This is a genomic window from Rhodococcus maanshanensis NBRC 100610 (genome assembly GCF_001894865.1).
Taxonomy (GTDB): Bacteria; Actinomycetota; Actinomycetes; order Mycobacteriales; family Mycobacteriaceae; genus Rhodococcus_G; species Rhodococcus_G maanshanensis.
The window spans coordinates 39263-65599 of sequence record NZ_BCXA01000017.1; the positions used below are offsets into that span (position 1 = coordinate 39263).

26 protein-coding genes and 1 pseudogene are annotated in these 26337 nt (G+C 69.4%); 11 read left to right on the forward strand and 16 right to left on the reverse strand.

Translation table 11 applies throughout. The features are described 5' to 3' along the window. Nucleotides 1-6: 6 nt before the first annotated feature. The 5 genes from RM1_RS09300 to RM1_RS09320 all read left to right on the forward strand — a co-directional run bounded on the left by RM1_RS09300 (nt 7) and on the right by RM1_RS09320 (nt 5345). Nucleotides 7-873, forward strand: a complete 867-nt coding sequence (locus tag RM1_RS09300; protein WP_072751030.1) for a ribokinase — start codon at nt 7-9, stop codon at nt 871-873. A 34-nt stretch (nt 874-907) separates the two neighbouring features. Then, nucleotides 908-3016 carry a RecQ family ATP-dependent DNA helicase gene (locus RM1_RS09305; RefSeq protein WP_072751031.1) on the forward strand — a complete coding sequence of 703 codons (2109 nt, stop codon included), beginning with the start codon at nt 908-910 and terminating at the stop codon, nt 3014-3016. A gap of 121 nt (nt 3017-3137) precedes the next feature. Continuing rightward, nucleotides 3138-3674, forward strand: coding sequence for a diaminobutyrate acetyltransferase (gene ectA / locus RM1_RS09310; protein WP_072751032.1), 537 nt, complete (start codon nt 3138-3140; stop codon nt 3672-3674). Then, complete coding sequence (gene ectB, locus RM1_RS09315; RefSeq protein WP_072751033.1) at nt 3671-4933, forward strand: diaminobutyrate--2-oxoglutarate transaminase; 1263 nt, start codon at nt 3671-3673, stop codon at nt 4931-4933. Before ectA ends, ectB begins: the two co-directional genes overlap by 4 nt. A gap of 13 nt (nt 4934-4946) precedes the next feature. Continuing rightward, on the forward strand, nt 4947-5345 hold the full coding sequence (locus RM1_RS09320; RefSeq protein ID WP_072751119.1) for an ectoine synthase: 399 nt from the start codon (nt 4947-4949) through the stop codon (nt 5343-5345). A gap of 66 nt (nt 5346-5411) precedes the next feature. Here RM1_RS09320 and RM1_RS09325 read toward each other — a convergent pair whose 3' ends face one another. Next, nucleotides 5412-5840 carry a nuclear transport factor 2 family protein gene (locus RM1_RS09325; RefSeq protein ID WP_072751034.1) on the reverse strand — a complete coding sequence of 143 codons (429 nt, stop codon included), beginning with the start codon at nt 5838-5840 and terminating at the stop codon, nt 5412-5414. Nucleotides 5841-5942: 102 nt separating this feature from the next. Here RM1_RS09325 and RM1_RS09330 point away from each other — a divergent pair, with 102 nt between their 5' ends. Next, nucleotides 5943-6866, forward strand: coding sequence for a D-isomer specific 2-hydroxyacid dehydrogenase family protein (locus RM1_RS09330; protein WP_072751120.1), 924 nt, complete (start codon nt 5943-5945; stop codon nt 6864-6866). Here RM1_RS09330 and RM1_RS26375 read toward each other — a convergent pair. Further along, complete coding sequence (locus RM1_RS26375) at nt 6860-7033, reverse strand: hypothetical protein (protein WP_169922299.1); 174 nt, start codon at nt 7031-7033, stop codon at nt 6860-6862. The two genes, RM1_RS09330 and RM1_RS26375, sit on opposite strands and share 7 nt — an antisense overlap. 48 nt (nt 7034-7081) lie before the next feature. Next, entirely contained in the window at nt 7082-7549 is a 468-nt protein-coding gene (locus RM1_RS09335) for a VOC family protein (protein WP_072751035.1), read from the reverse strand. A gap of 68 nt (nt 7550-7617) precedes the next feature. Between RM1_RS09335 and RM1_RS09340 the strand changes: the two genes are divergently transcribed. Both RM1_RS09340 and RM1_RS26380 read left to right on the forward strand, forming a co-directional pair. Beyond that, nucleotides 7618-8466 carry a Sir2 family NAD-dependent protein deacetylase gene (locus RM1_RS09340; protein ID WP_072751036.1) on the forward strand — a complete coding sequence of 283 codons (849 nt, stop codon included), beginning with the start codon at nt 7618-7620 and terminating at the stop codon, nt 8464-8466. A gap of 9 nt (nt 8467-8475) precedes the next feature. Next, nucleotides 8476-8643 carry a hypothetical protein gene (locus RM1_RS26380; protein WP_169922300.1) on the forward strand — a complete coding sequence of 56 codons (168 nt, stop codon included), beginning with the start codon at nt 8476-8478 and terminating at the stop codon, nt 8641-8643. Nucleotides 8644-8647: 4 nt separating this feature from the next. Here the strand turns inward: RM1_RS26380 and proB are convergent, their stop codons facing one another. The 10 genes from proB to RM1_RS09390 form a co-directional block, all read right to left on the reverse strand. Next, on the reverse strand, nt 8648-9769 hold the full coding sequence (gene proB / locus RM1_RS09345) for a glutamate 5-kinase (protein ID WP_072751037.1): 1122 nt from the start codon (nt 9767-9769) through the stop codon (nt 8648-8650). Next, nucleotides 9769-11229 carry a GTPase ObgE gene (gene obgE / locus RM1_RS09350; RefSeq protein ID WP_072751038.1) on the reverse strand — a complete coding sequence of 487 codons (1461 nt, stop codon included), beginning with the start codon at nt 11227-11229 and terminating at the stop codon, nt 9769-9771. Before obgE ends, proB begins: the two co-directional genes overlap by 1 nt. Before the next feature lie 137 nt (nt 11230-11366). Further along, nucleotides 11367-11630, reverse strand: coding sequence for a 50S ribosomal protein L27 (gene rpmA / locus RM1_RS09355; protein WP_027499903.1), 264 nt, complete (start codon nt 11628-11630; stop codon nt 11367-11369). A gap of 43 nt (nt 11631-11673) precedes the next feature. Beyond that, on the reverse strand, nt 11674-11985 hold the full coding sequence (gene rplU, locus RM1_RS09360; RefSeq protein WP_027499902.1) for a 50S ribosomal protein L21: 312 nt from the start codon (nt 11983-11985) through the stop codon (nt 11674-11676). Between the two features lie 207 nt (nt 11986-12192). Next, a complete protein-coding gene (locus RM1_RS09365; protein WP_425528703.1) occupies nt 12193-15162 on the reverse strand; it encodes a translation initiation factor IF-2 N-terminal domain-containing protein in 2970 nt (989 codons plus the stop codon). Between the two features lie 479 nt (nt 15163-15641). Then, a complete protein-coding gene (gene ndk, locus RM1_RS09370) occupies nt 15642-16061 on the reverse strand; it encodes a nucleoside-diphosphate kinase (RefSeq protein WP_027499900.1) in 420 nt (139 codons plus the stop codon). An 18-nt stretch (nt 16062-16079) separates the two neighbouring features. Next, complete coding sequence (locus RM1_RS09375; protein WP_072751040.1) at nt 16080-16514, reverse strand: DUF4233 domain-containing protein; 435 nt, start codon at nt 16512-16514, stop codon at nt 16080-16082. Beyond that, nucleotides 16511-17947, reverse strand: coding sequence for a bifunctional tetrahydrofolate synthase/dihydrofolate synthase (gene folC / locus RM1_RS09380; RefSeq protein WP_072751041.1), 1437 nt, complete (start codon nt 17945-17947; stop codon nt 16511-16513). The genes RM1_RS09375 and folC overlap by 4 nt, the downstream gene beginning before the upstream one ends. After that, complete coding sequence (locus RM1_RS09385) at nt 17944-20616, reverse strand: valine--tRNA ligase (RefSeq protein ID WP_425528704.1); 2673 nt, start codon at nt 20614-20616, stop codon at nt 17944-17946. Before RM1_RS09385 ends, folC begins: the two co-directional genes overlap by 4 nt. 74 nt (nt 20617-20690) lie before the next feature. Next, complete coding sequence (locus RM1_RS09390; RefSeq protein ID WP_072751043.1) at nt 20691-21302, reverse strand: GNAT family N-acetyltransferase; 612 nt, start codon at nt 21300-21302, stop codon at nt 20691-20693. 56 nt (nt 21303-21358) lie between these two features. Between RM1_RS09390 and RM1_RS09395 the strand changes: the two genes are divergently transcribed. Next, complete coding sequence (locus RM1_RS09395; RefSeq protein ID WP_072751044.1) at nt 21359-21685, forward strand: DMT family transporter; 327 nt, start codon at nt 21359-21361, stop codon at nt 21683-21685. Next, on the forward strand, nt 21682-22023 hold the full coding sequence (locus RM1_RS09400) for a DMT family transporter (protein WP_072751045.1): 342 nt from the start codon (nt 21682-21684) through the stop codon (nt 22021-22023). The genes RM1_RS09395 and RM1_RS09400 overlap by 4 nt, the downstream gene beginning before the upstream one ends. 12 nt (nt 22024-22035) lie before the next feature. Here the strand turns inward: RM1_RS09400 and RM1_RS09405 are convergent, their stop codons facing one another. Then, on the reverse strand, nt 22036-23676 hold the full coding sequence (locus RM1_RS09405; protein WP_169922301.1) for an HNH endonuclease signature motif containing protein: 1641 nt from the start codon (nt 23674-23676) through the stop codon (nt 22036-22038). Between the two features lie 396 nt (nt 23677-24072). On the opposite strand from RM1_RS09405, the gene RM1_RS09415 reads away from it, so the two are divergent. Then, nucleotides 24073-24450 (forward strand): VOC family protein, encoded by a 378-nt coding sequence (locus RM1_RS09415; RefSeq protein WP_072751047.1) that lies wholly within the window; start codon nt 24073-24075, stop codon nt 24448-24450. Nucleotides 24451-24496: 46 nt separating this feature from the next. Here RM1_RS09415 and RM1_RS09420 read toward each other — a convergent pair. Next, nucleotides 24497-25065: pseudogene (locus RM1_RS09420) on the reverse strand (ISL3 family transposase); the annotation flags it as partial. A gap of 784 nt (nt 25066-25849) precedes the next feature. Further along, the gene (locus tag RM1_RS09430) at nt 25850-26221 is read right to left on the reverse strand and encodes a TMEM165/GDT1 family protein (RefSeq protein WP_439958206.1); all 372 of its coding nucleotides are present in this window, start codon (nt 26219-26221) and stop codon (nt 25850-25852) included. Between the last annotated feature and the right edge of the window lie 116 nt (nt 26222-26337).

Consider the following 26337-nt stretch of genomic DNA (forward strand, 5'->3'; position numbering starts at 1 on the left):
CGGCACATGTCAGCTCCCCGGATCACCGTCCTCGGCAGCATCAACATGGACCTGGTCACCACCACCCCGAGGCTGCCCGCTCCCGGCGAGACCATCCTCGGCCACGGCTTCTCGACCGGACCGGGCGGCAAGGGCGCCAACCAGGCCGTCGCCGCGGCCCGCGCGGGCGCCGAGGTGCGGTTCCTCGGCGCGGTCGGCGACGACGCCTTCGCGCCGGAACTGCGGACCGCGCTGGTCGGTGCGGGGGTGGACGCCGACCTGCTGCGCGAGACCGAGGGGCCGAGCGGGGTCGCCGTCATCTCGGTCGACGATTCCGGCGAGAACTCCATCGTCGTCGTGAGCGGAGCCAACGCCGCCATGCGCGCACCGACGGCCGCCGACCTCGGCGCGATCGCCGCCGCCGACCTCCTGCTGTCCCAGCTGGAGCTGCCGCTGGCCTCCGTGACCGCCGGCGCCCGCCACGCCAGGGCCAACGGGACCACGGTGATCCTCAACCCGTCACCGGCGGCGCCACTCCCGGACGAGCTGCTCGAGTGCGTGGACGTGCTCGTCGTGAACGAGACCGAGGCCGCGCAACTGGGCGCATCGACCCTGGCACGGGTACCCGACGTGGTCACCACCCTCGGTGCGCGGGGCGCCACCCTGCGCGGTCCCGGCGGCGTGGAGCTACGCAGCGAGCCGCCCGCCGTCGAGGTGGTGGACACCACAGGCGCAGGCGACGCCTTCGCCGGGACCCTCGCCGCGTGCTGGCACCTCGGGCGGGAGGTCGCGCTCGCGCGGGCGTGCGCCGCCGGGGCCCTCGCCACCACCAGGGCGGGGGCGGCCTCGGCACCGACCAGCGCCGAGGTCGACGCCGCGCTCGGGCGGCGGTGACCCGATGTCGTAGCCGTCGGGCACCATGGGAGCCATGACCACAGCCACCGAGCCCGCGACCCTCGATCTCCGTGCCGACGCGGAACGGTTGCTGCGCGAGCTCGCCGGCCCCGACGCCACGCTGCGCGAGGACCAGTGGACGGCGATCGAGGCGCTGGTGGTGCAGCGCAAGCGCGCGCTGGTGGTGCAGCGGACCGGCTGGGGCAAGTCCGCCGTCTACTTCATCTCCGCGAAGCTGCTGCGGGCGCGCGGGCACGGACCCACCGTGATCGTCTCCCCCCTGCTCGCTCTGATGCGCAACCAGGTGGCCTCCGCCGAGCGGGCCGGGGTCCGCGCCGCGACGATCAACTCCGGCAACGTCACCGAATGGGACGAGATCCACGCCGCCATCGCCGACGGGACCGTGGACGTGCTGCTGGTCAGCCCGGAGCGGCTGAACAATCCCGACTTCCGCGACCAGGTACTGCCCTCGCTCGCCGCGGACGCGGGCCTGGTCGTGGTCGACGAGGCGCACTGCGTCTCCGACTGGGGCCACGACTTCCGCCCCGACTACCGGCGGATCCGCACGCTGATCGGCGAGCTGGGCGAGGGCATTCCCGTGCTGGCCACCACCGCGACCGCGAACGACCGGGTGGTGGCCGACGTGTCCGCACAACTCGGTGTCGGCGGCTCCGAGACCCTGGTGCTGCGCGGCGGCCTCGAGCGGGAGTCGCTGCGGCTGTCGGTGGTGCACATCGACGAGGCCAGCAAGCGCGCCGCCTGGCTCGGCCAGCAGCTGGACCGGCTGCCCGGGTCCGGCATCATCTACACCCTCACCGTGTCCGCCGCCCGCGACCTGGCCGGGCTGCTCTCCGAGCAGGGCCACGAGGTGGCCGCCTACACCGGCCAGACCGACCCGGCCGAACGCGAGAGCCTCGAGGCAGACCTGCTGGAGAACCGGGTCAAGGCCCTGGTCGCGACGTCGGCGCTCGGCATGGGATTCGACAAGCCCGACCTGGGGTTCGTCGTCCACCTCGGCGCCCCATCCTCCCCCATCTCCTACTACCAGCAGGTCGGCCGCGCCGGCCGCTCCACGGACCGAGCCGAGGTGGTCCTGCTGCCCGGGTTCGAGGACCGGCAGATCTGGAGCTACTTCGCCAGCATCGCATTCCCGCGCGAACACCTGGTGCGCAGGGTGATCGAGGTGCTCGACGCCGAACGGCCGCAGTCCACCCAGGCCCTCGAACCGCTGGTCGAACTCAGCAGGAACCGCCTGGAGATGGTGCTCAAGGTCCTGGACGTGGACGGCGCCGTCAAGCGGGTCCGCGGTGGCTGGATCAGCACCGGGCAGCCGTGGGAGTACGACGCGGAACGATACGGCAGGCTCGAGCAGGCCCGCGAGTCCGAGCAGCAGGCGATGGTCGAGTACCAGCGAACCCCCATGTGCCGCATGGAGTTCCTGCGGCGACAGCTGGACGACCCCGGCCTGTCCGCCGACCCCCAGCCGTGCGGTCGATGCGACAACTGCGCGGGCTCCGCCCACTCCGCGGAGGTGGACGAGGAGGCCATCGCGCGGGCGCGGGCGAGGCTGGACCGACCCGGCGTCGACCTGGCCCCGCGCAAGCAGTGGCCGACCGGCCTCGCCAAGCTGGGCGTGCCGTTGTCCGGCAAGATCACCGACGGACCCGAGACGGGCCGGGTGCTCGGCCGCCTGTCCGACCTCGGCTGGGGCCAGCGCCTGCGCGCGCTGTTCGACGAGCCCGACGGCCCGGTGCCGGACGCGATCGTCGACGCCTGCGTCAAGGTGCTGGCCGCATGGGACTGGCAGCAGCGACCGACGGCGGTGATGGCCCTCGAATCGGCGACCCGTCCCCAGTTGATCGCCTCGCTCGCCGATCGGCTCGCGCAGGTCGGCAGGCTCCGCAACCTGGGCACCCTCACCAGGAACCCCGAGCGTCCGCCGGTGTCCGCGGCCAATTCCGCCTACCGCGTTGCGGGGCTGACGGGGGCCTGGCTGGCGCCGGATCTGGGTGGCGCCGACGGGCCGATCCTGCTGCTCGACGACCTCGCCGACACCGGCTGGACGCTCACGATGGCGGCCCGCGAACTCCGCATGGCGGGCGCCCCGGCCGTCCTGCCGTTTGCCCTGGCGAGCGTCAGCTGACACCCCCTGTGTGACCAGGCTCACACAGTCGGGCTCACCAGTACGGGAGCGGGGTCAGCGCATGCGGAATCGCCCGGGGTAGCTGTAATCCGTTGCGCCCATTGTTACGTTCGTTCGACAGATGAGCCCCGTTACAGAGAGTGCGACCCCGACCACCGCTCCCGGAGCGGTGACGACAAGGCAGCCCGATATCGATGACGCCGTGCGGATGTGGGAGATTGCCCGCGATTCGCAGGTGCTCGATCTGAACTCAAGCTATGCATACCTGTTGTGGTGCAGGGATTTCCGTGACACTTCCGTGGTCGCGGAGCAGGACGGCCGCGTCGGCGGTTTCGTCACCGGTTTCGTCCGACCGGAAGACCCGCGGACGGTCTTCGTCTGGCAGGTGGCGGTCGACGAATCGCTGCGCGGCCGCGGAGTGGCCGCGGCGATGCTGAACAACCTGCTCGATCACCTCGCCCTCCAGGGCGTGACCAGGCTCGAGACCACGATCGGTCCGGGCAACGAGGCGTCCCGAGCCCTGTTCTCATCGGTGGCTCGGATGCGATACGCCGACCTCACCAAGCGAGAGCTGTTCACCAACAAGCATTTTCCCGATCAGCACGAATCCGAAGAGCTCTACATCATCGGCGATGACACCACCGGAGGAGAGCAATGACCACCCCGGAAGACAACAGCATCTTTGCCACCCTCGAGTCCGAGGTCCGCAGCTACAGCCGGAGCTGGCCGACCGTGTTCAGCTCGGCGTCCGGATCCTGGATGCGCGCCGAGGACGGCCGCGACTACCTGGACTTCTTCGCAGGCGCGGGCGCGCTGAACTACGGCCACAACAACCCGGTGCTCAAGCAGGCGCTCGTCGACTACATCGTCGGCGACGGCATCACCCACAGCCTCGACATGTCCACCGTGGCGAAGCGGCAGTTCCTCGAGACCTTCCAGCGGCACATCCTCGAACCGCGCGGGCTCGACTACAAGGTCCAGTTCCCCGGGCCGACCGGCGCGAACACCGTCGAGGCGGCACTCAAGCTGGCCAGGAAGGTCACCGGCCGAGAGTCGATCATCAACTTCACCAACGCCTTCCACGGCATGACCCTTGGCGCACTGTCGGTCACCGGCAACTCGATGAAGCGTGCGGGTGCGGGGGTTCCGCTGGTACACGCCACGCCGATGCCCTTCGACAACTACTTCGACGGCGCCACCGAGGATTTCCACTGGTTCGAGCGCGTGCTGGACGATTCCGGCAGTGGGCTGAACCGTCCCGCCGCGGTCATCGTGGAGACCGTGCAGGGTGAGGGCGGGGTGAACGTCGCGCGGCCCGAGTGGCTGCGTGCGCTCGCCGAACTCTGCCGGAGCCGGGACATCCTGCTCATCGTGGACGACGTCCAGATGGGCTGCGGGCGAACCGGGCCGTTCTTCTCCTTCGAGATCGCGGGGATCACTCCGGACATCGTCACGCTGTCGAAGTCGATCGGCGGCTACGGCCTGCCGATGGCCCTGACGCTGATGCGACCCGAACTCGACGTGTGGGCGCCCGGCGAGCACAACGGCACCTTCCGCGGGAACAACCCCGCATTCGTGACGGCGACGGCCGCGATCGAGCAGTACTGGACCGACGACACGCTGGAGCGCTCCACCGCCGCCAAGGGCAAGCGCATCGCGCAGATCTTCGCCAACCTGTCGGACCAGTTCGACGGGGTCAGCACCCGCGGCCGCGGCATGGTCCAGGGCCTGGTGTTCGACGATCCTGGCAGGGCGGTCAAGGTGTGCGGGCTCGCGTTCGACGAGGGCCTGCTGGCCGAGACCTCCGGCCCCTCCGACGAGGTGGTCAAGCTCCTGCCGCCGCTGACGATGACCGACGCCGAACTCGACCACGGCCTGAGCATTCTCGCCGAGGCCACCGCCAAGGTCTGTGCCTGAGGAGGGACCGAAGATGATCGTCCGAACCACCGAAGAGATCACCGGCACCGAGCGCGACATCACCAGCGCCGACGGGAACTGGCGCAGCAAGCGCATCGTGCTCGGCGCGGATCGCGTCGGATTCTCGTTCCACGAGACCACGATTCGGGCCGGATCCGTCAACGAGTTCCACTACGCCAATCACATCGAGGCGGTCTGGCTGATCGAGGGCGACGGCATTCTCACCGACCTGGACAACGGCGTCGTGCACCAGCTCGGCCCCGGCTCGATGTACCTGCTCGACGGCCACGAGCGGCACCGGGTCGAGCCGGTCACCGAGATGCGCATGCTGTGCGTGTTCAACCCCCCGGTCACCGGTCGCGAGGTCCATGACGAGAACGGCGTCTATCCGCTGATCGAGATCCCCGGCTAGCCGTAGGCGCTGCGCGCCCGTGCGCGGTTGACGAGTGCAGGGACTCGTGAACCGCGCACAGGCGGCTCAGCCCGTCGTGATCGAGCGCCTGGCCAGGAGCCACTGTCCGTCGACCTTCTGGAAGACATCACGGTAGGTCCCGATGCCGGAGAGTCTCGGCGCGGTGGTGGTGTCGACGAAGAACTGCCAGACCGACTGCACGCGGGCGGAGTCCTCGGAATCGAAGGCTATGGACACGCAGCTGCTCACGTGTCGTGTCGCCGAGCCGGGACCGGCGATGCCGTCGGCCCGTCGACGGCGGGCACTGTCTGCGATCGCCCTCCGGCCCTCGACGATCTGTGGTGCGATCGCGACGGTCGGGCCCGCCCCCTTCATCTCCCAGACCGCGTCCTCCGCATAGAGCTGTACGTAGTCGTCGACCGTTCCCTCGTCGGCCAGATGTGCAATCCGCGCGACGAGCGATCGGATCGCCTCGGACGAGCACTCACTTGCCATCGATCACTCCTCGCTCGAAGAAACTGTCCCGTTGGAAGATAGGCGGGTCGCAGACCACTATGGGTGAACACCCCGCCCGAACCGGCGCCCGAGGAGACCGACATGACGCCAGTGCCCATCGCCCTCGGCCCGCACGCCGACCCCATGCTGATGGAGGCCATCGCCTCGGGCGGAGGCGAATGGGCGCCGATGGTCGACGCGCAGGCACTGGTCTGGGCGGCGGACCCCGACCGGTTCCCCGACGAACTGCCGGAGTCGGTCCGGTGGGTGCAGCTGTACTCCGCCGGGGTCGAGGACTGGTTCGCGGCCGGGATCATCGCGCGCCACCCACGGGTCGTGTTCACCTCGGCCGCGGGCGCGTTCTCCGCGACCGTCGCCGAGCACGCCTTCGCGCTGCTGCTGGCCGGGGTCCGGGCACTGCCCGAGCAACTCGCTGCCACCAGCTGGCGGCAGCAGGAGTTCTTCGGCAAGGTCGGAACGCTGCGCGGGAGCACGGTGGCGATCCTCGGCGCGGGAGGCATCGGGCGAGCGCTGATCCCGATGCTCAGCTCGGTCGGCGCGAAGGTGCTCGCGGTCACCCGCTCGGGGCTGGCGGTTCCCGGCGCCGCCGAGACCCTGCCCGCCGACCGCACTGATGAGGTCTGGGACCGCACCGATCACGTCGTGGTCGCGGCGCCCGCGACGGCCAGGACACGGCACCTGGTCGGCGCCGAGCAACTCGGCCGGCTCGGCGCCCACTCGTGGGTGATCAACGTGGCACGGGGCTCCCTCGTCGACACCGACGCCCTCGTGAAGGCGCTCCGGGACAAGGCGATCGGCGGCGCCGGGCTCGATGTCACCGACCCCGAACCACTGCCGGACGGGCATCCGCTGTGGAGCCTGCCGAACGCGATCATCACCCCGCACTGCTCGAACCCGCCGTCGGTCCGGCCGCCCGCATTCGCCGACCACGTCGCGACGAACGTACGGCGCTTCGTGGCAGGCGAGGAGCTGCTGGCGCGGATCGACCCGGTCGCGGGTTACTGAGCCCCTGACTCCTCGTCCGGGGTGACGGCGGGCTTCGCAGGCGACACCCGGATCACGCCCGCATCCAGGTCGAGTTCGAGGCGCGGCTGATACGTCTGCCCGTCGCCGTCCTGGCTTCCGTCGTCCTCGAGCTTCTTCCCCGGGAACAGCTCACCGATAACTCCCATGCGATCGACCGTACTCGCGGCGCTCCGGGTCCGCCCGGATCCTCATGGTCATTCCGCCGGGTAGAACAGCTCACGGGCGCGCCGGGCCACCTCCTCGGCGGGTACGTCCTCGATCTTCGTGCAGACCGCCCACCGATGCCCGAACGGATCGAGGAAGACCCCGTGCCGGTCGCCGGAGAACGTGTCCGCGACGGCGCTGACGAGGGTGGCGCCCTCGCGAACCGCCCGGTCCACGAACGCGTCGGTGTCCTCGACGTACACCACCACCGAGCTGTGCACCCAGCCCTGCTCGGGCGCCTTGAGTCCGTAGTCGGGCATGTCGTCGGACAGTTGCAGCATCGAGTCGCCGATCCTCAGCTCGGCGTGCATCAGGCCGCCGTCGGGGGCGTTCATCGCGTCCACGACCTCGGCGCCGAGGCCGCGACGATAGAAGTCCAGCGCCACCTGGCCGTCCTTGACGGCGAGGTAGGGCGTGAGGGTCCGGTATCCGGCGGGAATGGGGTTCACTGTGCTCATGCCAACCAGTGTCGAGCGAGGCACCCGATGCGGGATTGAACATTCGCGACACGGTTAGCCTGGAAGCCATGTCCGCTCCCCCACTCGAGACCCCGGCAAGCGAGGACAGTGCGCGCCTGGCCGACCTGGTGAGCGGCCGCCGGGTGGTCGCGCTGACCGGCGCGGGGATGTCCACCGACTCGGGCATCCCGGACTACCGGGGTCCCGACTCCCCGCCGCGCACCCCGATGACCTTCCAGCAGTTCATGGGCGACGCCGCGTTCCGCAGGCACTACTGGGCCCGCAACCACCTCGGCTGGCGGCACATGGACGCCTCACGCCCCAATGCCGGCCACCGCGCGCTCGCCGGACTGGAACGGGCGGGCGTGGTCGGCGGCGTGCTGACCCAGAACGTGGACCTGCTGCACACCAAGGCGGGCAGCAGGAGGGTCATCGACCTGCACGGCAGCTACGCACAGGTGCGGTGCATGGGGTGCGAAGCCCTGATCTCGCGGTTCACCCTCGCGCAGCGGCTCGATGCCGCGAATCCCGGGTTCGCCGAATCCGTCTCCGCGGCAACGGGAGTCGAGATCGCGCCCGATGCCGACGCGGTGATCGAGGAGACCGCACACTTCGTGATGGTCGACTGCGAGCACTGCGGGGGGATCCTCAAACCGGACATCGTCTACTTCGGCGAGAGCGTGCCCAAACCCCGGGTCGAGGCGGCGTTCGCGATGGTCGCCGAGTGCGAACTACTGCTGGTGCTCGGGTCCTCGCTGACCGTCATGTCCGGCCTGCGCTTCGTCCGCCGCGCCGCCAAGGACGACATCCCGGTTGTCATCGTCAACCGAGGACCGACAAGGGGCGATGAGTTCGCGACACTCAAACTGGATGCCGGCTGCTCGGAGGTCCTGACCGCACTGACACCGGATCGGTAGACTCCGGGCATGTCGAAGTTCAGCGACAAGGTGAAATCCCTCTTCAGCAGGCGCAAGCCCGTCACCCCGGAGGATGCCGCCGACATCTCCGACTGGGTGAACGAGGGCGGCGCACTCCATCCCGAGGGACCACCCAAGGTCATCGGCGATCCGCAGGAGAAGCCGAAGGCCCCCTGACTCGTCAGAGGCGGACCAGGTCGTCGGCGTGCACCACTGGCCGCTGCAGCTCGGACGGCAGCTCGACCGTTGAACGGCCCAGCATCTCACCGAGCTCGGTCGAGTCGTACGCCACCACACCGCGCGCGACCGGCGAACCGTCGGGACCGAACAGCGACACCACGTCCCCGCCGTAGAACCGGCCGTCGACGCCGGTGATCCCGGCGGGCAGCAACGACCGCCGCCGGTCGACCACCGCCCGCACCGCACCCGCATCGAGATGCAGCCCGCCCCTGGTGTCGGCGGCATGCCGCACCCAGAACTTGCGCGCCGACATCCGGGTCGGCCGGGCCGCGAAAGCCGTGCCGACGCCTGCGCCGGTGAGGGCATCGGCGGCATCGGTGGCCGCGGCGAGCAGCACCGGCACGCCGGAGTCGGCCGCGAGCCGGGCCGCGGACAGCTTGGAGGCCATCCCGCCGGTGCCGAGCGCTCCCCCGGATCCGGCGACCACGCCGTCGAGATCCTCGGGGCTGGTCACCTCCGAGATCAACGTCGCGCCGCCCTTTCGGGGGTCGCCGTCGTACAGGCCGTCGACGTCGGAGAGCAGGACAAGCGCGTCCGCCCCGACGAGGTGCGCGACCATCGCGGCCAACCGGTCGTTGTCCCCGAAGCGCAGCTCGGTGGTCGCGACGGTGTCGTTCTCGTTGACGATCGCGACGGCACCGAGGGCACGCAGCCGGTCGAGGGTGCTCTGCGCGTTGCGGTGCTGGGTGCGCCGGGCGATGTCGTCGGCGGTGAGCAGCACCTGGCCGACGGTGCGCCCGTACCGCGCGAACGAGGTGCCCCACGCATGCGCGAGCGCCAACTGCCCGACACTGGCCGCCGCCTGCTTGGTGGCGAGATCCCGTGGCCGCTTGGTCAGCCCGAGCGGGGCGATGCCGGCCCCGACCGCGCCGGAGGAGACCACCACGACGTCGGAGCCGGCGCGCATCCTGGCCTCGATCGCGTCGGCGAGGGCGTTCAGCGCCCGCAGGTCGATGCCGGACTCCATGCTGGTGAGCGCGGAGGACCCGATCTTCACGACCACGCTGCGCGCGGTCGCGATGGTGGCGCGGGTCTCCGAGAGCGAACGGACCGCGTCGTCCATCACTGTTCTTCGGGATCCAGGCCCTCGAGGCCACGCCGGATCCGGTGCGCGTGCTTACGTTCGGCGGCACCGATGCGGTCCACCTGGTCGAGTCGCGGATCAGTGCCGCGGCCGGTGCGGGTCAGGTCGATGCCCGCCGGGGTCTGCGGCTCCCACTCGAAGCTGACATCGCCGATGGTGACGTAGCAACCGGGCTCGGCGCCCTGCTTGACCAACGCGTCCTCGACACCGAGCCGGGCGAGCCGGTCCGCGAGGTAGCCGACGGCCTCGTCGTTGTCGAACGCGGTCTGACGGATCCAACGCTCCGGCCGGGTACCGCGGACGATGAAGCCACCGGGGGTCTCCGGATCGGCGATGACGCTGAAGCCGGTCTCGTCCTTGGCAACCGGGCGGATGATCTGACGCTTCGGCGCGGCCTTCGGGTGCGCGAGACGGTACTCCTCGACCATCTTCGCCAGAGCAAAGGTCAACGGGCGCAGCCCTTCCCGGCTGACCGCCGAGATCGTGAACACGGGCCAGCCACGAGCCTCGAACTCGGGGGTGATCATCTCCGCGAGCTCAGCCGCGTCGGGGACGTCGGCCTTGTTCAGGATGACGATCCGGGGACGGTCGGCGAGGTCGCCGAGGCTCGCGTCGCCCGACAGCGCGGGCTTGTACGCGGCGAGCTCGGCCTCGAGCGCGTCGACGTCGGAGACCGGGTCACGGCCCGGCTCGAGGGTGGCGCAGTCGACGACGTGCGCAAGCACGGCGGTGCGCTCGATGTGCCGCAGGAAGTCCAGGCCGAGGCCTCGGCCCTCGCTGGCGCCCGGGATCAGTCCCGGCACGTCGGCGACGGTGAACGTGGTGTCGCCGCTCGAGACCACGCCCAGGTTCGGCACCAGCGTGGTGAACGGGTAGTCCGCGATCTTCGGCTTGGCGGCCGAGAGCACCGAGACCAGCGACGACTTGCCCGCGGACGGGAAGCCGACGAGTCCGACATCGGCGACCGACTTGAGCTCGAGGACGAGGTCGCGCTCGACGCCCTCCTCGCCGAGCAGGGCGAAGCCGGGGGCCTTACGGGCCTTCGACGACAGCGCCGCGTTGCCGAGGCCGCCGCGGCCGCCGGGGGCCGCGTCGAAGCGGGACCCGGTGCCGATCAGGTCGGCGAGGATGTTGCCGTCGGAGTCGAGGACCACGGTGCCGTCCGGCACGCGCAGGACCAGGTCCGAGCCGTTCGCGCCCTCGCGGTTGCCGCCGGCGCCCTGCTTGCCGTTGCCCGCCTTGGCGTGCGGGTGGAAGTGGAAGTCCAGCAGGGTGTGCACGTTCTCGTCGACGACGAGCACCACGTCACCGCCACGCCCGCCGTTGCCGCCGTCCGGTCCGCCGAGCGGCTTGAACTTCTCGCGGTGAACGGAGGCGCAACCATTGCCGCCTTTTCCGGCGCTGACGTGCAGCACCACGCGGTCAATGAATCGGGACATGACTGCCGGATCCTTCCTCAGTCTGGAAAAAAGCAATAGGGGCGGGCCGGGTATGAGACCCTGGCCCGCCCCTATTGGGGAGCTTAGAACGCGTCACGCCTCGACCGAGAAACGATCGGGCGAAAGTCGCGGCAGAATCAGGCCTCTGCCGCGGCCGGGACGATGTTGACGGTCTTGCGTCCACGCTTGGTGCCGAACTCGACCGCACCGGCGGCGAGCGCGAACAGGGTGTCGTCGCCGCCACGGCCGACGTTCACGCCGGGGTGGAAGTGGGTTCCGCGCTGACGCACCAGGATCTCGCCTGCGCTGACGGACTGGCCGCCGAAGCGCTTCACGCCGAGTCGCTGGGCGTTCGAATCGCGACCGTTACGGGAGCTGGATGCACCCTTCTTATGTGCCATGTTGTTGACCCTCCTCGGGTGAAATCAGCTGAAGAAGCGCTAGTTACTTGATGCCGGTGACCTTGAGGACCGTCAGCTTCTGCCTGTGGCCCTGACGCTTGTGGTAGCCGGTCTTGTTCTTGAACTTGTGGATGCGGATCTTCGGACCCTTGGTGTGCTCGACGACCTCGCCGGTGACCGTGATCTTGGCCAGCTTGGCGGCGTCGGTGGTCAGCTCGGAACCGTCGACGACGAGAACCGGGGCCAGCGAGACAGCAGTGCCGGGCTCACCCTCGATCTTCTCGACCTTGACGAGGTCGCCGACAGCGACCTTGTACTGCTTTCCGCCGGTCTTGACGATCGCGTACGTTGCCATCGGAGGGCTACCCCTTGCTTCTTCGAACGTGCTCGCGCGGCTTGAGCCGCGCGACTGGTCTGGTGTGCTTGCTACCTCGGGCAGGCCCGCCGCCGCCCTCGCGGGCGCAGCTGAGCCATATCGCCGGGTAGCGACCGGTCAAGGTTACGGGATGGAGAACCGCAGGGTCAAACTGGCGGTCTCCGATCCCCCTCGACCGGCCGTCGGTCAGGCGTCGACGTCCGCAGGCGGTCCCGCGGGCCTGGCTGCGGCCCGGCGACGCGGCCGACGAGCCGGTGCCGCGGGTGCGCCGTCCCCCTCGACCGGTTCCTGCGCCACGGTGGTCTCCGCGGCCTTCGCCGGCTCGACAACCTTGGGTTCGACGACCTTCTTCTCGACGATCTTCTTCTCGACGACCTTCGGCTCGGCCGGTTCGGGCGCTGCCTCGATCACGACCACGGCGGCCTCAGCGGCCTCCTGGGTCTCCGTCGCGGGGGCGGCGGTGGCCCGGGACGCACGCCGGGAACGACGCCTGCCCTTCGCGGGGGCCTCAGCGGGCTCAGGCGTGGCCTGCGCCTCCGGTTCCGCCACGACATCGACGGCAACCTCGACGGCCGGCTGGGCGGCGACCTCGGCCACCGTCGGCTCCGGCGTGGCGGCAGTGGCCTCGGCGGGCTCCGGCTGGTGCTCGGCGGATTCGTCGTCGTGGTGATGCGCGGCCATCGCGAGCGCCACCGGGTGGGCGCGCTTGACCGTCGCGTCGACCTCGGCAGCCGGCGCCTGTCCGTTCTTGGGTGCGGCGGGCTCCGCGGCGCCGGACTTGTCGCGTCCCCGCTTCTTGCGGCCGCCGGACTCGCCCTTCGGCGCGCCCGAACGTCCGGCGTCCTCGGAGGTGCGCACCTCGACCGGCTCCGCGTGCACGATGATGCCGCGGCCGTGGCAGTGCTCACAGTTGGTGGAGAACGCCTCGACCAGTCCGGTGCCCAGCTTCTTGCGGGTCATCTGGACCAGGCCGAGCGAGGTCACCTCGGAAACCTGGTGGCGGGTCCGATCGCGGCCGAGCGCCTCGGTCAGTCGACGCAGGACCAGGTCCCGGTTCGACTCGAGCACCATGTCGATGAAGTCGACCACGATCATGCCGCCGATGTCGCGCAGCCGCATCTGACGCACGATCTCCTCGGCCGCCTCCAGGTTGTTCCTGGTGACGGTCTCCTCGAGGTTGCCGCCCGCGCCGGTGAACTTGCCGGTGTTGACGTCGACGACGGTCATCGCCTCGGTGCGGTCGATCACCAGGGTGCCGCCCGAGGGCAGCCACACCTTGCGGTCGAGCGCCTTGGCCAGCTGCTCGTCGATCCGCTTCGCCTCGAACACGTCGGGGCCGCCGTTGCCCTCGTACTTCTCGACCCGCGGCAGCAGGTCGGGCGCGACGGTCTTGATGTAGTTCTCGACCGTCGACCAGGACTTCTCGCCCTCGATGACGATCTTGGCGAAGTCCTCGTTGAAGAGGTCACGGACGACCTTGACCAGCAGGTCCGGCTCCTCGTACAGGGCCTTCGGGTTGCCCGACTTGCCCTTGTCCGCGGCCGCGGCCTGCTTCTCGATGTCGTCCCACTGGGTCTGCAGACGCTTGACGTCGCGGGCCAGCTCTTCCTCGCTCACGCCCTCCGACGCGGTGCGGATGATGACACCCGCCTCCGGCGGCACGATCTCGCGCAGGATCTCCTTGAGGCGCTTGCGCTCGGTGTCGGGCAGCTTGCGGCTGATGCCGGTCGAGCTGCCACCGGGCACGTACACCAGGAATCGCCCGGCCAGGGAGATCTGCGTGGTCAGGCGGGCACCCTTGTGCCCGACCGGATCCTTGCTGACCTGGACCAGGACCTGGTCGCCCGGCTTGAGGGCCTGCTCGATCTTGCGGCTGTTGCCGCCGAGGCCTGCGGCCTCCCAGTTGACCTCGCCCGCGTACAGCACGCCGTTGCGGCCGCGGCCGATGTCGATGAACGCGGCCTCCATCGAGGGCAGCACGTTCTGGACGCGACCGAGGTAGACGTTGCCGACCATCGACGCGGACGCCGAGCTGGTGACGAAGTGCTCGACGAGGATGCCGTCCTCGAGCACCGCGACCTGCGTCAGGCCCTCCGCGTGCGCGCCGGTCTTCTCGCGGACCACCATCACGCGGTCGACGGCCTCGCGGCGCGCCAGGAACTCCGATTCGGTGAGGATCGGCGGGCGGCGGCGGCCGGCGTCGCGCCCGTCGCGGCGACGCTGACGCTTGGCCTCCAGCCGGGTCGAGCCCGAGATGCCCTGGACCTCGTCCTTGACGCGGGCCTTCGTGCGCGGCTCGCGCTCGTGCACCACGGTGGTGACGCCGTCGTCCTCGGTGGCTGCCTCCGCACCATCGCCACTGCCCTTGCGGCGGCGGCGACGACGACGGCGACGGCTCGATCCGTCCCCGGCCTCGCCTGCCTCCTCCGACTCCTCGGGCTCGGCCGCCTCGGCCTCCGGCTCGGTGGTCTCGGCCTGCTCGGTGACCTCGGTGGCGGCCTCGGCCGCACCACCCTCGGGCTCGTTCTGGTCCTCGTCGGTAGCCTGCTCGCCCCGGCCGCGACCGCGACCACGACGACCGCGACGCCTGCGGCGGCTCTGCGACTCGCCGCCGTCCTCGTCGGACTCGACCTCGGCCGCGGCGGCCTCCTCGGTCACCGAGGTGTCGGCCTCCTCGACCGCACGCTCCTCGTGACGCTCTTCGTGCGGGGCGGCGGTGGTCACCTCGATGGGTGCGTCCTCGCTCGGCGCCGCTGCCACGCGGCGGGCGCGGCGACGCCGGGGTGCGGCCTCCGCGGCGGCCGCGTCGGGCTGCAGGAACAGCGGAGCCTGGAACACGGGGGTGACGTCGGGAACGACGTGCACCTCGGGCTCGGCGACGTTGGTGAACAGCGATGCGGGGGCCTGCTCGGCGGCCTTCTCGACCGGGGCGACGGCCTCCGGCTCCGGCTGCGCAGGGGTGACGGCCTCGGGCTCCGCCTCGGCGGCGGGCGACAGTGCGGCGTGCACCCGCTCGGCGAGGGCGCGGTCAACGCTGGACTGCGCGCTGCGCACCTCGGCACCGAACTCGGCGACCTGGGCGAGCACCTGCTTGCTGGTCAGTCCCAGCAGCTTGGCGAGCGCGTGCACCCGAATCTTGTCCGGGAAGGTAGGCACCGCATTCGCTGCGGCTGAAGTCTGTGAATTTTCGGGCGGCGCTTGATCGGCCACGTAGTCTCCTCGGACCCCCGGGCGCGTCCACCCAGGTCGTCCTGGGTGTGAAGCGGCCACGCGAGGGCGCTGATTGTGTACTCATACCGGTGGGCATGAGATTGTCTGGTCTCGCCCCGCACGTCTCGCAGTGACCCGTTAAATCACTGCCAGCTCGCACGGCGCCTGGCTGGATGGCCGTACTCCGTGGTCCGTGCGCCTGATCATCCAGCGTGCCTGGGATCGCGAGGGATTTCCTGCGCGCCGTGGCAGCGATGATCGGGCATCGAACCGTGGTGTCATCCGATCGGGCCCGTATGGAACACATCGCGGGTCGACCGCCATCAGTATCCCACACCGGTGGGCCCGACCACGCCAACGGCGCACCGGTGTGGGTCCAGCGTGGCGTGTTCGGACCTCTTACGGGTGGTCGTGGGTGATGCGGACTAGCCGCGGGCGAGCTCGGGGAACCAGAGCGCGATCTCCCGCTCGGCCGACTCGACGGAGTCGGAGCCGTGCACCAGGTTCTGCTGGCCGTCCAACGCCAGATCGGCGCGGATGGAACCGGGGACGGCCTTCTCGACCGGGTCGGTGCCGCCCGCGAGCTGCCGGAACGCCGCGATCGCGCGCGGGCCCTCGAGCACCGCTGCGACGAGGGGCCCGGACGTGATGAACTCGATCAGACCCGGGTAGAAGGGCCTGCCCAGGTGCTCGGCGTAATGCTGGCCGGCCAGCGCCTCGTCCGCGGACTTCATCTCGAGGGCCGTGATGGACAGCCCCTTGCGCTCGACACGGGAGAGGATCTCTCCTACGAATCGGCGCGCGACGCCATCGGGCTTGATCAGTACCAGGGTCCGCTCAGTCACGGCGGACAGCTTAAGGGGTCAGTCTCGCTGGCCCGGAAGCAGACCCTGTTCGATCCGCTCGGTGAGGTCCCGCTTGAGATACAGCAGGTAGGCCCACACGGCACTGAACAGCAGCCCCACCGCGCCGATGGCGGGGTGCACCGCGAAGCCGGCGATCAGTGCGGCCTGCAACGCGAAGTTGTACCCCATCGCCCACGGCTTGCCCTGGACACCGCCGCCGAGAACCATCAGCACCGCGAGTCCGACCAGGTAGAGGCCGGACAGCCAGGTGACGCCGCCACCGACGGTCGCCACCACCGGCAGCGCCAGCAGCACCACGATCGCCTCCAGGATCAGGGTGCCTGCGCACACCCCCCTGAAACCCTTCCACGGGTCGGTGACCGGCGGCCGGAAGCGCGGGGCGCCGCCTTCCGCGTCGCCCTCGGGTGTGCTCGATCCCTCAGGTGTACTCACGCCGGGTCCTTTCCGAACAGGGTGCGGGCCGCGCCCGCGGTGACCACCGATCCGGTGACCACGACGCCCGCCCCCGATACTGCCTCACCGGGCTCGGCGACCTCCTCGGCCAGCCCGATGGCGGTCTCGAGCGCGTCAGGGAGCGTCTGCGCCACCACCACGCGTTCGTCGCCGAACCGGGCCACCGCCAGGTTGGCGAGTTCCTCGACATCCATGCCGCGCGGCGATCCGTTGTGCGTCACGACGATCTCGTCGAACACCGGTTCCAGCGCGGTCAGGATCCCGGCAACGTCCTTGTCCCCCATCACCGCGACGACGCCGACCAGCTTGCGGAAGTCGAACTCCGCGACGAGCGCGGCGGCCAGCGCCTTCGCCCCGTGCGGGTTGTGCGCGGCGTCCAGGAAGACCGTCGGCGCGCTGCGCACCCGCTCGAGGCGTCCGGGGTTGGTCACCGAGGCGAAGCCCTCACGGATCGCGTCGACGTCGAGCTGGCGGTCCGCGCCTGCCCCGAAGAACGCTTCCACCGCGGCGAGCGCGAGCGAGGCGTTGCGGGCCTGATGTTCGCCGTGCAGCGGCAGGAAGATGTCGCTGTAGACCCCGGACAGACCCTGCAGTTCCAGTTGCTGTCCGCCGATGGCGATCCGACGGGCCAGCACCTTGAACTCGGAGCCCTCGCGGGCCACCGCTGCGTCGGCCTCGACGGCCCGGCGCAGCAGGACCTCGGTCACCTCCGGGGTCTGCTCCGCGAGGATCGCGACGGTGTCGCGCGGCACCAGCGACTCGGGCGCCTTCTTGATGATCCCGGCCTTCTCGGCGGCGATCCCGGCGATGTCACTGCCGAGGAACTCGACGTGGTCGAGCCCGATGGGCGTGATCACCGCCACCTGGCCGTCGATGACATTCGTTGCGTCCCAACGGCCCCCGAGCCCGGTCTCCACGACCGCGACATCCACCGGCGCCTCGGCGAAGGCCGCGAACGCCATCGCGGTGAGCACCTCGAACTTGCTCATCGCGGGGCCACCCGCCGCCTGGGACTGCGTGTCGATCATCTCGATGTACGGCGCCAGCTCGCGGTAGGTGTCCACGTACAGGCGCGGCGAGATCGGCTTGCCGTCGATGCTGATCCGCTCGGTGGCCAGCTGCAGATGCGGGCTGGTGGTCCGCCCGACCCGACGGTGCAGGCGGGTCATCAGCGCGTCGATCATCCGGGTGACCGAGGTCTTCCCGTTGGTGCCGGCGACGTGGATGGCCGGATAGCTCTGCTGCGGCGAGCCGAGCAGGTCCATCAGGGCCGCGATGCGGGCCGTGGAGGGCTCGATCTTGGTCTCGGGCCAACGCTTGTCGAGTTCTGCCTCGACGAGCGCTAGCTCGGCCAGATCGACGGGCGAGGGCTGCGATCCCCCGTCCCACCGCTCGGGTGTCTCGGCGTTCACGCCTGCGCCTGCCCCTTCAGATCCGCGTCCTTCATGTCAGCAGCGTTGAGCCGGGCGGTGATCCGCTCGACCTCCTCGGCGGCCAGGGTCTGCCTGGCACGGATCTTGTCGACCACGTTGTCCGGCGCCTTGCCGAGGAACGCCTCGTTCGACAGCTTGGCCGCGGTGCCCGCGAGCTCCTTCTCGGCCGCCGCCAGGTCCTTCTCGAGTCGCTTGCGCTCGGCGACCAGGTCGACGGTGCCCGAGGTGTCCAGCTCGACGGTGACGGTGCCGCGGCTGAGCCGGACCTCCAGCGACGCGGTGGCCGCGAAGTCGTCGGCCGGGTCCGTCAGCTTGACCAGGGAGGCGACCGCGTTCTGCTTACCGTCCAGGTCGGCCTCCGCGATCCCGCCGAGCCTCGCCGCCACCTTCTGACCGGGGTTCAGACCCTGATCGCTGCGGAACCTGCGGATCTCGGTGACGAGTCGCTGGACGTCCGCGATGCGCTGCGCGGCAACGGCATCGGCGCCCGCACCGGTTGTGGTCGGCCACTGGGCGATCACCACCGACTCCCCGCCGGTCAGCACCTTCCAGAGGGTCTCGGTGACGAACGGCATCACCGGGTGCAGCATGCGCAGCAGCGCGTCGAGGACGTTGCCGAGCACGGCCTTGGTGCCCTCGGCCTCGGGGCCCGCGAACTGCACCTTGGCCAGCTCGAGGTACCAGTCACACACCTCGTCCCAGGCGAAGTGGTAGAGCGCGTCGCAGGCCTTGCCGAAGTCGTAGCGGTCGAACGCGGCGTCGACCTCAGCCCGAACCTGTTCGAGCCGGTCCAGGATCCAGCGATCGGCATCGCTCAGCTCGGCGGGCAGCGGCGCGGGTGCAGCACCGTTCATCAGGGCGAACTTGGTGGCGTTGAACAGCTTCGTGGCGAAGCTGCGGGAGGCCTTCGCGTGATCCTCACCGACGGAGAGGTCGCTGCCGGGGTTGGCGCCGCGGGCCAGCGTGAAGCGCAGCGCGTCGGCGCCGAACTCGCGCACCCAGTCCAGCGGGTCGATGCCGTTGCCCTTGGACTTCGACATCTTCCTGCCGTGCTCGTCGCGGACCAGGCCGTGCAGGAACACGTCCTTGAACGGCACCTGCGGACCGCTCTTGCCCTCGCCCGAGGTGATCGCGTCGTCCTCGGAGACGAAGGTGCCGAACATCATCATCCGGGCCACCCAGAAGAACAGGATGTCGTAACCGGTGACGAGAACGCTTGTGGGGTAGAACTTCTCGAGTTCCGGGGTCTTCTCCGGCCAGCCCATCGTCGAGAACGGCCAGAGCCCGGACGAGAACCAGGTGTCCAGGACGTCGGGGTCCTGCTCCCAGCCCTCGGGCGCGGTCTCGTCGGGTCCGACGCAGCGGACCTCCCCTTCGGGGCCGTACCAGATCGGGATGCGGTGGCCCCACCACAGCTGACGCGAGATGCACCAGTCGTGCATGTTGTCGACCCAGCCGAACCAGCGCGGCTCCAGGCTGGCGGGGTGAATCGTGGTGTCGCCGTTACGGACCGCGTCGCCCGCCGCCTTGGCGAGCTCCTCGACCTTGACCCACCACTGCAGCGAGAGCCGCGGCTCGATGGACTCGCCGCTGCGCTCGGAGTGTCCGACGCTGTGCAGGTAGGGACGCTTCTCGGCGACCACGCGGCCCTGCTCGGCCAGTGCCTCACGCACCTTCACGCGGGCCTCGAACCGGTCCATGCCGTCGAACTGCGTTCCGGTGTCGGCGATCTTGCCGGTCTTGTCCATGATCGTGGGCATCGGCAGGTTGTGCCGCAGGCCCATCTCGAAGTCGTTGGGGTCGTGCGCGGGGGTGATCTTGACCGCGCCGGTGCCGAACTCCGGGTCGACGTAGTCGTCGGCGATGATCGGGATCTGCCGCCCGGTGATGGGGTGCTCGAGGGTGGTGCGCAGCAGGTGCTGGTAGCGCTCGTCGTCGGGGTGCACCGCGACCGCGGTGTCGCCCAGCATCGTCTCCACGCGGGTGGTGGCCACGATCACGTGCGGCTCGTTGTCGTCGAGCGAGCCGTAGCGCAGCGAGACCAGCTCGCCCTCGACGTCCTCGAACTTGACCTCGATGTCGGAGATGGCGGTCTGCAGCACCGGCGACCAGTTGACCAGGCGCTCGGCCCGGTAGATCAGGCCCGCGTCGTACATCCGCTTGAAGATGGTCTGGACGGCGCGCGAGAGGCCCTCGTCCATGGTGAACCGGTCGCGGCTCCAGTCGACGCCGTCGCCGAGTCGGCGCATCTGGCCGCCGATGGTGCCGCCCGACTCGCGCTTCCAGTCCCAGACCTTGTCGATGAACAGCTCGCGTCCGAAGTCTTCCTTCGTCTTGCCGTCCGCCGCGAGCTGCTTCTCCACCACGTTCTGGGTGGCGATGCCCGCATGGTCCATGCCGGGCAGCCAGAGCACCTCGAAGCCCTGCATGCGCTTGCGACGCGAGAGCACGTCCATCAGGGTGTGGTCGAGGGCGTGGCCCATGTGCAGGCTGCCGGTCACGTTCGGCGGCGGGAGCACGATCGAGTAGCCGGGCTTGTCGCTGGTCGGGTCCGCCGTGAAGTAGCCGGCGTCCACCCAACCCTCGTACAATTCCTGCTCTACCGCGCTGGGGTCCCAGCTCTTCGGGAGGGCGTCGGCGGGGTTCATGGGGTCCTGCGGCACGGCACTGGTCACCCGGTGATTCTAGAGAACCCGCGGGCTCCCCCGACACCGCCGTCCGGTCAGCGCGGCGCCCGCCACATCGCCCACAGCGTCGGGCCACCGTTCGGGATGACGATCTCGCCCGTCACCTCGAAGCCGAATCGCTCGTAATAGGGGACGTTGGACTCCTTGCTCGACTCCAGATAGGCGGGTGCGTGCTCCGCGTCGCACCGGGCCAAGCGGGAGTTCATCAGCGCTTTGCCGTGACCAGCGCCACGCGCCGAGGGGTCTGTACCGATGGTGCTGAGGTACCAGTGCGGCTCCTCCGGGTGTGCCTTCTCGACCGTCCCGGCGAACTCCGCCCCCACCATGATCCGGTTGCCGAAAGCGCGGATCAGTCCGGGTAGCGCGCGCAACTGGCTCAGCGCCGACTGCCGCCAGCGTCCCGGCGGGTCCCACATGGTGGCCCCGGCCACCGACCCGTCCGGCGCGAGCGCCACCTCGACGCCGCCGAGCGGGAAGTGATGGTGCCGGATGAGCGTCTCGAACAGCCGCGGCAGCCCGGCCCGGCGCGAGCCGATATCCGGCCACATCCATTCCATGACCGGGTCGTCCTCGAAGGCCGCGGCCAGCACGTCCCCGGCAGCGGCGACGTCGGAGCGGGTGGCGGGTCGAACCGTAACGGCGGCCATGCCGTGACGCTACCGCCCCGGACGGCGGCTGTCCGGCCGGTCCGTACGTTGTAGGCATGACGGCGGCATGGATGTTCCTGGCGGTGGCCATCTGCGCGGAGGTACTCGCGACGAGTCTGCTGACCCGGACGGAGGGCTTCCGAAGGCCCGGCCCGACCGCGGTCGTCCTCGGCCTGTACGGCGTGGCGCTGTACTGCCTGTCGCTGACCCTGCGCAGCCTCGACGTCGGTGTGGCGTACGCCGTCTGGGCAGGTGTCGGCACCGCCGCGATCGCCGCCATCGGGATGCTGGTCCTGCGCGAACCCCGGTCCGCAGGCCGAATACTCGGCATCACCCTCGTGGTGGCCGGCGTGGTCGCGCTCAACCTGGGCGGTGTCGGATGAGCGACCGCAGGCGGGCGTGGGCCTTCCTCACCGCGGCGATCACCTGCGAGATCCTCGCCACGGTGTCCCTCGGCAGCACCGAGGAGTTCAGTCGGCCGTTGCCGACGATCGCCGTTCTGCTCGGCTACGCCATCTCGTTCGCCTGCCTGGCCCAGGCGCTGCGGTCGCTGCCGGTGAGCCTGGCGTACGCGCTCTGGTCCGGGATCGGGACCGCAACGGTCGCGATGATCGGCATCGCGTTCCTCGGCGAACAGGCATCGGCGGCGAAGTTCCTCGGGCTCGCGCTCATCATCGCGGGCGTGGTGATCCTGAACATGAAGCAGCCGGCGCCCGAGTAGCGATCCGCCGCCCTACCTCCGCGTGGGGAGCGTAAGGGCGTGCTGTCCGATCGCGTTGTGGATGTGCATGATCGCCCCGGCGAGCATCTCGTGACGCCAGAGTCCGGCGGTCTTGAGCTGGTGGTGCAGGACGCACAGGCACTGCAGGTTGGTGAGGATGGTCCAGCCACCGTGGATCGGGTTACCCCTGCTGAACGGGACGACGTGGTCGATCTGGCAGTCGGCGGCGGCGATCAGGCAGTCGGGATGGCGGCAGGTGCCATCCCGCAGCCGAACGGCGGCGGCGAGGAGGTCGCTGGGTCGGTAGGTCAAGGCCCCCGGTGGCGGCTGCGTGAATCCGCCGTGACCGTCCGGGAACGCTGCGACGAGCCGTGTGGGGTCGTTCTGGATGGTGCGACACAGGCCTTCGATGGCGTCGGCCGACGAGACGATCCCCGGCTGTGGAAGTCTGCGGGCGGGCAAGGCGATTGCGCCCGCGGACAGGGTCCGGCTCGCGCGCACCAGCAGGCCGGTTTCGAGAGTCGGCTCGGTCTCGGCGTCCGCGGCAGTGCGCGGGTCCGGCGGGCCGGTTGGATCTGGCGGGTCCGGTTCGTGCGCTTCGGGTGCCGCCCGGTCGCCGGCTGGCGAGTGGTCCGATTCCGCGTTGACCGACTCGGGCGCCACGCCTGACCCCTCGGCGGATTCGGTCATGCCGTCGGCGCCGTCAGTGCGATCGCCGTCGTCGCCGAACTCGTGTTGCAGGCGGTCGAGCGCCTGTGTGGCGCAGTCGATGATCGCCTGCCAGGTGGCGTCCCCGGCGATGACGCGGGCCTGCGCGGCATCGAGATATCCGTATCCCTCGAGATAGGCGGGATTGTCGGCGAGACCGAGCAGCGTCTCCAGCCCGCACGAGATCCTCAGATTGACCTGTGCGCCTTCGGGTTCACAGTTGCGGGTGGCCGCGCAATTCCGGTCGCCGCATTCGCAGGCCAGGACGCTCCCGCCGCGCATCAGCACCATGAACGCGTCCGCACACCGGACATCGAGGGGGCGCGGATCGGCCCGGCACGCCGTCTTGGCAACCTTCACGATCAGGCCCGTGGCCGCCGCCAACTGAGTCGCCGTCAACGTCACCGACAGCACACCCATCCCGTGAGGTAGGCGACGGGAGCGAACCTTGCGTTTGGCCTCGGCCTCGTCGCGGGAGCGTTGCGCCCAGGCGGCGTCGTCCTCGATCAGCAACCTGTCGATCTCGATTCCGAGCGGGGTCGGTGCGAGCCGTCGTGCGGCGGAGAGGATGCCGGCGTCGAGGCGCAGCGCCGCAGCGGTGGCGGCCTTACGGGTGTGCTCGTCGATCACCCGGATCTTCGCCAGCGACACCTCCCCGGCGGCGAAGGCCTCCCGCAACTCGGGCATCCGCTCGAGGGTGAACCCGAGGCGCATCAGCGACGACACCGACCTGAAGGTGCTCGACAACGCCAGCGCGACCTCCGCGATCGCGGACCGCTCCGCTTGCTCGGTATCGAATCCGGCACCGGGAGCCCGATGGTCGAAGGTGCCACGAGAGCTGGTGTAGTCCATGATCTGCGCGATCAGCCGGGCCGCCGCCGCATTCTCGGCGCGCGAGGTCTCGGCGATCGCGTCGAGCAGGCACCGTTCATGATCGGTCACCATCGAGTCAGCCAAGTCCATCACCCCCCGGGTTAATAGAACATATGTACGATTCTACTCGAGAACGGCCCGCGCGCACGGGGTTTGAGGAACTCCGGACTGTTGGAATCGCATGATGGCGCCGACGCCTCGATAGCTTGGATACGACTTCCTCGGGACCCATGACCGCAATCCGGTCATCATCGGTGGCGGCACGCCGTTCCTGCCGCCGGTCGCCGAAAGCGTGCCGCTCGACCCTGCTCGAGATCAGGACGTACGGCTCGCGCGCGATCTACGAGCGCTACCGGCGCGTTCGCCGTCACTGGGACTGACACCTCCAACGGTTCCGCTGCGCGGCCAACAGCGGAGAAAGGACGTCAACATCATTGAGTTTTCGACTGGCTCGTAGATGCTGTAGGCATGACGAATCGGTTGGTTGGAATCACGATCGACTGCGCGGACCCCGCACGGCTGGCATCGTTCTGGAGCGCAATGCTCGACATTGCGGAGTCCGACGATCACGGTGACGACAGCGGATGGGCCACCGTGGGATCTCGCCTTGATGGCCAGCCGCGCCTGACCTTCCAACGAGTTCCAGAACCCAAAACCGGCAAGGTCCGCATTCACCTCGACGTTCAGGTCGAAGATATCGACGCAGGCCGCCACCGTGTCGAAAGCCTGGGCGGCCGCTGGGCCGGCGTGCGTCACGACTACGACGATGGAACCGTGATGGTGATGCACGATCCAGAGGATCACGAGTTCTGCATCGTTCAGTACTACAACTGCGATACCGGGTAACCCCACGGATTGACGAAACACCAAAGGGAAACGGACTCTTCCTCATTCAGAGTGCGTTGATTCGTTCCTGAAGCTGACCCGAGTGGATCAATGACCGCACGATGTAGTGGTCGAGGCTACGGAAGCCGAGGGCGATGCCACGCAGGTGCTCGAGACGTCCGTTGATCGCCTCCACCGGACCGTTCGACACCCCGACATCGAAGTAGGCCAGGATCTCGGCGCGGCGTTTCCAAAGGCTGCGGCCGAGCTGCGCCAACTCCTCCAACCCCGGCCCAAGTCCATTTCGAATTCGCTTGAGACACTTGAACATCGTCAACTTCCCCACACGCTTGTCGGTGTCGCCGTAGGCGACGATCAGATCCTGATAGCACCACGCCGTCACCTCCACCGGCAGATGCCGTCCTCGCCGTCGAGTGCGGTGGCGAGCTTGTCCTTCTGCTTGTCGGTAAGCAGACCGTTCCGGGTGAGCAGGATCCGGCGGATCCCGTCGAGCGGATCACCGACCCGGCCGCGATGCCCGCGCGTGGCCTGCTGGACGCGTTGCCGACAGAGGGTGAGCTTCTCCGCCGCCAGGTGCACCACGTGGAACGGGTCCATCACCGCCCTCGCCGCAGGTCGAGCTTCGGCGGTGGAGGTGCGGTTCCGATCAGGAAGAGCCCATTTAACGCTTTGAACTGCGGAAAATAGCCCGTCGGTTTCGAAGTGGCGGTCTGTTTTGCCGTCTACAGTCGCCGGTAGTCGGGGCGGGCGAGGGGCCGGTCCCGTCAACTGGTGAAGGGGACATGATCGATGGGTGGACACGTGGGGCGTGTGGGTGGGGCGGTGCTCGCGGTGCTGACGATTGCTGGGGGTGGGCTGGGGTTGGGGGTGGGAACCGCGGGGGCAGGCCTCGGAAGCAGCAAATACGGCCAGCCGCTCTGTTCGAACGTGGATTCGGGGGTGCTCTGCGACGGTGAGCGTTTCGGGTCCACTACATGGGTCGGTGACACCGAATTGACTTACTCCGGAACTGATCGTGCCGCGCCCGGTGACGAAACATCTTTCAGGGTGAGTTTCATTGGGTCCCGCGACGTCTTGCACCCCATGGTCGTCACCAGTCTCACCCACCAAGTTCCGAGTGGGTTTGAGTTCACGGGAGCCACCGTGAAGACCGGGGGTAATAGGGAACTGGACCCGGGCGTTGTGGTGGATCCCGCAACCGGGAATGTCACGGTCATGGCACCCGATGGCGGCTGGACGATACCGAAGGACAACACCTCGTCCGGCTACCTCGTCTTCGAATTGGATTACACCGTTACCGATGTGGATGGCGATAGCACCAGTCGGATTGCGTTCACCGGCACCGACTCCGCGTCGGCGCGATGGGTGGCGACGGGGAACACGCAGGGGTACCGGGACTTCAAGGAAGGACCCTTCGGGAGCACGAGTTATGGGGAGCCGTTCGGTAGCTGACTCGGGCTCCTGACCGCTCACCTGCCGAGGGGTCCGCGGCCCCTCGACGGGCCGCGGACCGCCGGGACCGCGCCCGGTGCACCACACCGGCGACGAACGCGACCGCGAGGATCGCGCCGGCGGCGATCGGGCCGGCCGGGTTGCCGGGGAACATGCCGTCGAGCAGCAGCAGCACACCGAACACCAGGAACAGGGTCGAGCCGATCCACACGCCGACCCAGTCGTTGTCCGCGGCGAGCGTGATCGTCGCGAGCATCGTTTTGTCGCCGAGTTCGGCGACGCAGATGACGCCGAAGCTCAGCAGCAGGGCGGCGAGCAAGATCGGTCCTCCGTTCGTGGTGATCGGAGGATGTCCGGGTACGGTCCTCCGGTCCCCGACGCGGGTGCGTCGACGACCGAAGGTCTCGCCCACCGGTGGGAACCGGTTCGGGCAGC